Annotated in this window: 5 protein-coding genes and 2 pseudogenes; 1 reads left to right on the forward strand and 6 read right to left on the reverse strand. The window is 71.8% G+C overall.

Going from position 1 to position 5971, the window contains the following annotated elements:
• The 6 genes and pseudogenes from fliI to ACFE71_RS14440 form a co-directional block, all read right to left on the reverse strand.
• Positions 1 to 559, reverse strand: a pseudogene (fliI, locus tag ACFE71_RS14415) (flagellum-specific ATP synthase FliI); the annotation flags it as partial.
• Positions 553 to 1290: a FliH/SctL family protein gene (locus ACFE71_RS14420; RefSeq protein ID WP_375429457.1), complete on the reverse strand. Its 738-nt coding sequence runs from the start codon at positions 1288 to 1290 to the stop codon at positions 553 to 555. The gene ACFE71_RS14420 and the pseudogene fliI, both read right to left, overlap by 7 nt.
• Positions 1283 to 2296 (reverse strand): flagellar motor switch protein FliG, encoded by a 1014-nt coding sequence (gene fliG, locus ACFE71_RS14425; protein WP_375429461.1) that lies wholly within the window; start codon positions 2294 to 2296, stop codon positions 1283 to 1285. Before fliG ends, ACFE71_RS14420 begins: the two co-directional genes overlap by 8 nt.
• A 2-nt stretch (positions 2297 to 2298) precedes the next feature.
• Positions 2299 to 3972 carry a flagellar basal-body MS-ring/collar protein FliF gene (gene fliF / locus ACFE71_RS14430; RefSeq protein ID WP_375429458.1) on the reverse strand — a complete coding sequence of 558 codons (1674 nt, stop codon included), beginning with the start codon at positions 3970 to 3972 and terminating at the stop codon, positions 2299 to 2301.
• 1 nt (position 3973) lies between these two features.
• Entirely contained in the window at positions 3974 to 4321 is a 348-nt protein-coding gene (gene fliE, locus ACFE71_RS14435; protein ID WP_375429459.1) for a flagellar hook-basal body complex protein FliE, read from the reverse strand.
• Positions 4318 to 5586 carry a sigma-54 interaction domain-containing protein gene (locus ACFE71_RS14440; RefSeq protein ID WP_375429460.1) on the reverse strand — a complete coding sequence of 423 codons (1269 nt, stop codon included), beginning with the start codon at positions 5584 to 5586 and terminating at the stop codon, positions 4318 to 4320. The genes fliE and ACFE71_RS14440 overlap by 4 nt, the downstream gene beginning before the upstream one ends.
• Before the next feature lie 247 nt (positions 5587 to 5833).
• Here ACFE71_RS14440 and ACFE71_RS14445 point away from each other — a divergent pair.
• Positions 5834 to 5971, forward strand: a pseudogene (locus tag ACFE71_RS14445) (flagellin FliC); the annotation flags it as partial.

Raw genomic sequence — 5971 nt, forward strand, 5'->3', positions numbered from 1 at the left:
GCGCCGCGCGCACCATCATGCCCAGCAGCACCGACTTGCCGACGCCCGAGCCCGCCATGATGCCGACGCGCTGCCCTTGCCCAAGCGTCAGCAGGCCGTTGATCGCGCGGACGCCGACATCCATCGGCTCGAGCACGCGACCTCGGTCGAGCGGCGATTGCAGCTTGCCCGCGAGCGGCCAGCGGCCCGCGCTGCGGATAGCGCCGAGGCCGTCGATCGGCTTGCCCGCCCCGTCGACCACCCGGCCGAGCAAGGCCGCGCCGACCTCCGCCTCGCCCGGCGGGCCGATCGGCCGGACCGGCGCGCGGGGCAGGAGGGCGGCGGGGCCACCCAGGTTCATCATCAGGGTGCGGCCGTTCCGGAAACCGATCACCTCCGCGTCGACCCCGGCCGCGCCGGGCCCGCCGACGCGGCATACGGTGCCGACCGGAAGCGTCAGGCCGACCGCTTCCATCAGCAGCCCGTCGAATGAGGACAGCCGTCCCGACACGGTGGCGACGGGCGTGAAGTCGTGGGCACCGAGCGACCCCAGATATTCGTCGGCGAACCCGGTCAGCATGTGGGCGGGACGGGGATGCGGTCGATCGCCTGCGCCAGCTGTTCAAGCCAGCGCCCGGGTCCGTCCTCGATGACCGTGGAGGCGGACTCGAGCACGAAGCCGCCGCGTTCCATGCTCGCGTCGCCCGCCGCGAAGATGCTCGGCGGCAGACGTCCCTCAAGCAGCGCGATATCGTCCGGATGGACGCGGAGCAGAGCGGACTCGCCCGACTCGGCCAACAGCTCGGCCGCGGCGCCGATGCGTCCGGCGAGCAGTTCGGGCGACACGCCGACCTCGCCCACCAAGCGCGACAGGAGGAGCATAACCGTCTGGCGCAGGCGGTTCGCCATCGCCGCGCGGTCGATGCGGCCGGCGTTGCCGAGCGTCGCGGCGATGTCGGCCAGGAGCGCGTGGTCGCGGGCGAACACGTCACCCGCCGTCGCGGCGGCCGCCGCGAGCCCCTCGGCGTAGCCGGCGGCGCGGGCGGCCTCGATCGGATCTATGCCGACGGGCTCCTCATCGACCGTCGGGTCGAACGGATCCCAGCCGTCCGTTGGGTTGGTCGCGCGGTCGGCGGGGGAGAAATGCTTCGGCCCGGACTGGCTACGAAAATGCGCCGGCTCCGACGCGAAGCCGGACATGCTCCCAACCGCCCTGGGCGCGAAGCCGGGCAGGGGGGACATGGCGCGCGCCATTCGCTCGGGCGAGGCGGCGTGGCGCGCGGCGAAACCCGCGACGAACCCGTCAGACATAATCGTCCTCGCTCGCGCCCATCTGGATGGTACCGTCCTTGGCCAGCGCCCGCGCGATCTGGATCATCGCCTTTTGCGCCTCCAGCACGTCGGCGAGCTTCATCGGTCCACGCGCCTCCATCTCGTCGCGGATGCCGTCCGCGGCGCGCGCCGACATGCAGCCTAGGAACCGGGCGCGCACGGCCTCGTCGACGCCCTTCAGCGCGCGCGTCAGGATCTCGCCGTCGACGTTGCGGATGAGCGTGCCCAGATTCTTGTCGTCGAGTTCCAGCAGGTTCTCGAAGACGAACATCGCCTCCTCGATCTGCTTGGCGACGTCCTTGTCGAGCTTGAACAGCTTGGGCATGACCCGCTGCTCGGTCGCCTTGCGCGCGCCCGACAGGATCTTCGCCGCCTCGCGCGCGCCGCCGAGCGAGACGCCGCCCCCGCGTCCGGCGGAGCCGGTGCGGTTGGCGAGCATCACCTTCAGCGTTTCGACCGCCTCGGGCGTGATCGGCCCCAGCCGCGCGATGCGGTGGAGGATGTCGGGTTGCATCGCATCGGGGAGGCGTTCTAGCACCTGTCCGCCAACCGACGGGTCGAGATTGGCGATCAGCACGGCCGCGATCTGCGGATGCTCCTTTTCGATCATCGCCGCGATCTCGGGCGCATCGAGCCAGTCGAGCAGCTCCAGCTCGCACGCCGCCTCGGGCGGGGTGATGCGGGCGAGCACGCTGCTCGCCTTTTCGGGGCCGAGCGCGATGTTCATCACCGCCGTGATCCGGGGGCGCGGGTCGAAGCTGATCGAGTTGCGCTCGCGGGCGCGACCTACGAAATCGTCGAGCACGTCCTCGACCTCCTGTTCCGACACGTCGGCGACCGCGAACATCGCGCTGCCGAGCAGGCGGACCTCGTCGGGGTCGAGCTTCTGGAGCATCGCGGCCGCTTCCTGCTCGCCGACTAGCATCATGAGGACGGCGGCGCGCTCGACGCCCGTGTAGCTGCGCGCGCCGGGCAGGGTGGTCACGCTCACGGTTTCGCGTCCGCCTTGATCATGTCGCGCACCGCCAGCGCCGCGCGCGCGGGATTGTCGCGGGTGAAGCCGCGCACCGCGCCGATCCGCTCGTCGAAACTGCGGGTCGCGTCGATCTCGTCGAGCCCGACCGGCTGCTGGATGGTCAAGCCTGGGGTGCTGTCCCCGCTCATGCCATCGGACGCGATCGCGCCGACGCCGTCGGCCGCGCCGGCCGTCGCGTCCGCGCGCGTCTTCATCAAGGCCTTGGCGAGCGGGCGGACGCCCAGGAGGAGCACCAGGAGCGCGATGACGATGGCGGTTACGTTCCTGGCCACCATCGGGAACCAGGCGGCGTCGTACCAGGCCGGGCTTTCCGCCGCCGTGTCGCCGCCGGCGAACTTGCGGCTGATCACGGTGACGTTGTCGCTGCGGCCCGCGTCGAAGCCGACCGCGCTCTTCACCAGATCGCTGATCTGCGCGATCTCCGCGCCGGTGCGGCGGCCCTTCTCCGGCTCGCGGAGGAGCACGGCGACCGACAGCCGCTTGACCCCGCCGGGCGCGGCGCGCGTGACGGATACCTGGCGGTCGAGGTCGTAGGCGCGCTGATAGGCGTCCGACTGCTTCATCGGATCGGGGGCGGGGCCACCCGCGACCGGCTGGGGCGTGCCCATCGCCGGCTGCGGCGCCTGCAATGTGCTGGCGGGGGGCGGGGTGTTCGACAGCGCGCCGGGGATGCCGCCGGGGGCGGTCGTGGTCTGCTGGTTGCCGGTCCAGTTGCCCGTCTCCGCACGGAGCGCGCCCTGCTTCTCGTAGCTTTCGCGCGTCGCCTGCGTCTCGTCGAGATCGACGACGGCCTGCACCTCGGCGGTGAAGTTGCCCGCGCCGACGAGCGGGGTCAGGAGCTGCTGGAGCTGCTGGCGGTATTTGTCCTCGACGCGGCGCTGAAACTCGATCCGCTGGTCGCCGCCGGCGTTGGCGTTCGGGCCGCCCGACTTGGACAACAATCCGCCGAGCTGGTCCACCACCGTCACGTCGTCGGGCTTCATGCCGGGAACCGACGAGGCGACGAGGTTGATGATCGAGTTGATCTGCGCGTCGGACAACGCGCGCCCGGCCTGAAGCTTGACGATGACGGAGGCGGACGGCTTGGCCGTGTCGCGCACGAACACGCTGGCTTCCGGCATCGCCAGATGGACGCGCGCCTCGGCGATCGCGTCGATCTCCTGGATCGAGCGGGCGAGCTCGGTCTCGCGCGCCTGGCGGAGCCGTTCGCCCTCGACGGCGCGCGACACGCCCATGGGCAGCTGGTCGAGGATCGCGTAGCCGCCGGGCGCGGCCTTGGGCAGCCCCTGCCCCGCCAGCAGGATGCGCGCGCGGCTGTAATCATCCTCGGGCACCGTCAGCGCGCCCGTGGCGTCGTCGATCGTCGCGGGGATGTTCGCCTGGTCGAGCGCGGCGGTGACCGCGGCCTTGTCGGAGTCGGGCAGGGAGGGGAACAGCGTCTTTTGCGGCGCGGCCGACAACGTCGCCCAGGCGAGCGCGGCCGCGCCGACGAGGCCGACGATCAGCGCGGCGGGCCCCGCGCGGCGGACGGCGGGCTGCGCCATCAGCCCGCGCAGCTGCTGGAGGGGGTTGGCGAACCGTTCGGGAACGGACGCGGGCGACAGTGGGGCGAGCGCGTTGGCCATCTTAAACCGGCATGCTCATGATGTCCTTGTAGGCGGTCAGCAGCTTGTTCCTGACCTGCAGCGTCGCCTCGAACCCGACGGAGGCTTCCTGGCGGGCGAGCATGACCTTGGCGATGTCGACCATCTCGCCGCGTTCGTAGGACTCGGACAGCGCGGTGGCGCGCCGCTGGCCCTCGTTGACGCCCTTGATCGCCTGATCGAAGGTGCTCGCGAAACTGGTCGGTTCCGCCGCGACCGGGGTAGGCGAGGCTGAAGCGCCCGCGCGCGACAGGGCGCTATTGCGCTCGAGGATCTGCGCGCGGAGCGCCATCACGCGGTCGACGCTCATGGCGCCTGCGATGCCGCTCATGCCGCACCTGCCCGGGCCCAGCCGCCGCCGACGTCTTCACCCTGCTCGCGCGCCTTGGCGAGGCGGTAGCGGAGCGTGCGCTCGGAGATGCCGAGACGGCGCGCGGTCTCGATCCGGCTGCCGCCGCAGGCCGCGAGGGTGTCGCGGATCGCGGCGAACTCGCTCATCTGCACCACTTGGCCGAGCGTCGAGGCCTCGTCGGACCGGTTCGGCCGCGCCGACGCGGCCGGCCGGTCGAACAGGACGTGTTCGACCTCGATCCGGTCGCCGCCCGCGAAGAGCAGCGCGCGCTGGATCACGTTTTCCAGCTCGCGGACGTTGCCCGGCCAGTCGTGGCCGCGGAGCAGGTCGATCGCCTCCGCCGTTGGCCAGGGCACGACCGCGCGGTTGCCGGCATGGCGCAGGATCATCGTCGCGGCGAGCGCGGGGATGTCGGCGGGCCGCTCCGCGAGCGGCTTGGTCGAGAGCGGGAAGACCGACAAGCGGTAATACAGGTCGGCGCGGAAGCGGCCGGCGGCGACCTCCGCCTGCAGGTCGCGGTTGGCGCAGGCGACGACGCGCACGTCGATCGGCACGGGCGTCACCGCGCCCAGCGGCACCACCTCGCGCTCCTGGAGCGCGCGCAGCAGCTTGGCCTGGAGCCCGACCGGCATCTCCGCGATCTCGTCGAGGAGCAGCGTGCCGCCGTTCGCCGCCCGGAAGAACCCCTCGCCGCCGGAGCTGGCTCCCGTGAACGCCCCCTTCTGGTGCCCGAACAACATCGCTTCCAGCATCGCCTCGGGCAGGGCGGCGCAGTTGATCGCGACGAAGGGCCCGTTCCGGCGGGGCGAGCCATTGTGGATCGCGCGCGCCAGCACCTCCTTGCCGGTGCCGGTCGGGCCGTTGATGAGCACGGTGATGTCCGCGTTCGCGACCCGCTCGGCGAGCGCGAACAGCGCCAGGCTCTCCGGGTCGGCGGCGGTGGGGGTCTCGGGACCGGCGACGAGCGCGCGGACGAAGGCGTTGCCGACCTCCGCGTCGCCGCTGGAATAGGTGACGCGCGACGGCGATCCGTCACGGCCGGGGCGGATGGCGGGCGCGCCCTCGCCGACGATCACGGTGCGCGCGGCGACGGGCGGCACCTCGCCCTCGGCGACCAGGAAGAGGTCGCCGGGGCCCGGCTGCGCCCGCTCGAAGCTGCCGAGCGCGAAGCCCGCCGTCCGGAGCGCGGATAGGAGCGGATAACGCTGCAGGGTGACGGCGGCGGATGGAAAAAGCGAGCGCATCGAAGAAGGAACCCTCTTTGTAGGACTCCGAAATGCACCGGCACTGGTAAACGGGCGGTAAAGCCCGGCCGGCCCTGGCAGATATTTTCCGGGCGCGCGGCCCCCGCGTGCGCGGCCCCGCGCGCGCGAGGCCCACTCCGCGATTTTCGCCCTAAAGTCCGGGCGTCCCCGGCCGTTTCACCACTTGGCGGCTCGGTCCTCGGATCATCGAGGGCGGCGGGAGCGGCGTTCAAATCGGAGAACATCGATGACTGTTATCGGCACCAACATCGCCTCGCTCCGCGCGGGCAACGCGTCGCGCACCGCCGACATGCAGCTGCAGACGGCGATGGAGCGCCTGTCGACCGGCAAGCGCATCAACTCGGCGAAGGACGACGCCGCCGGC

The organism is uncultured Sphingomonas sp. (assembly GCF_964237155.1).
In the GTDB taxonomy this organism is placed as follows: domain Bacteria; phylum Pseudomonadota; class Alphaproteobacteria; order Sphingomonadales; family Sphingomonadaceae; genus Sphingomonas.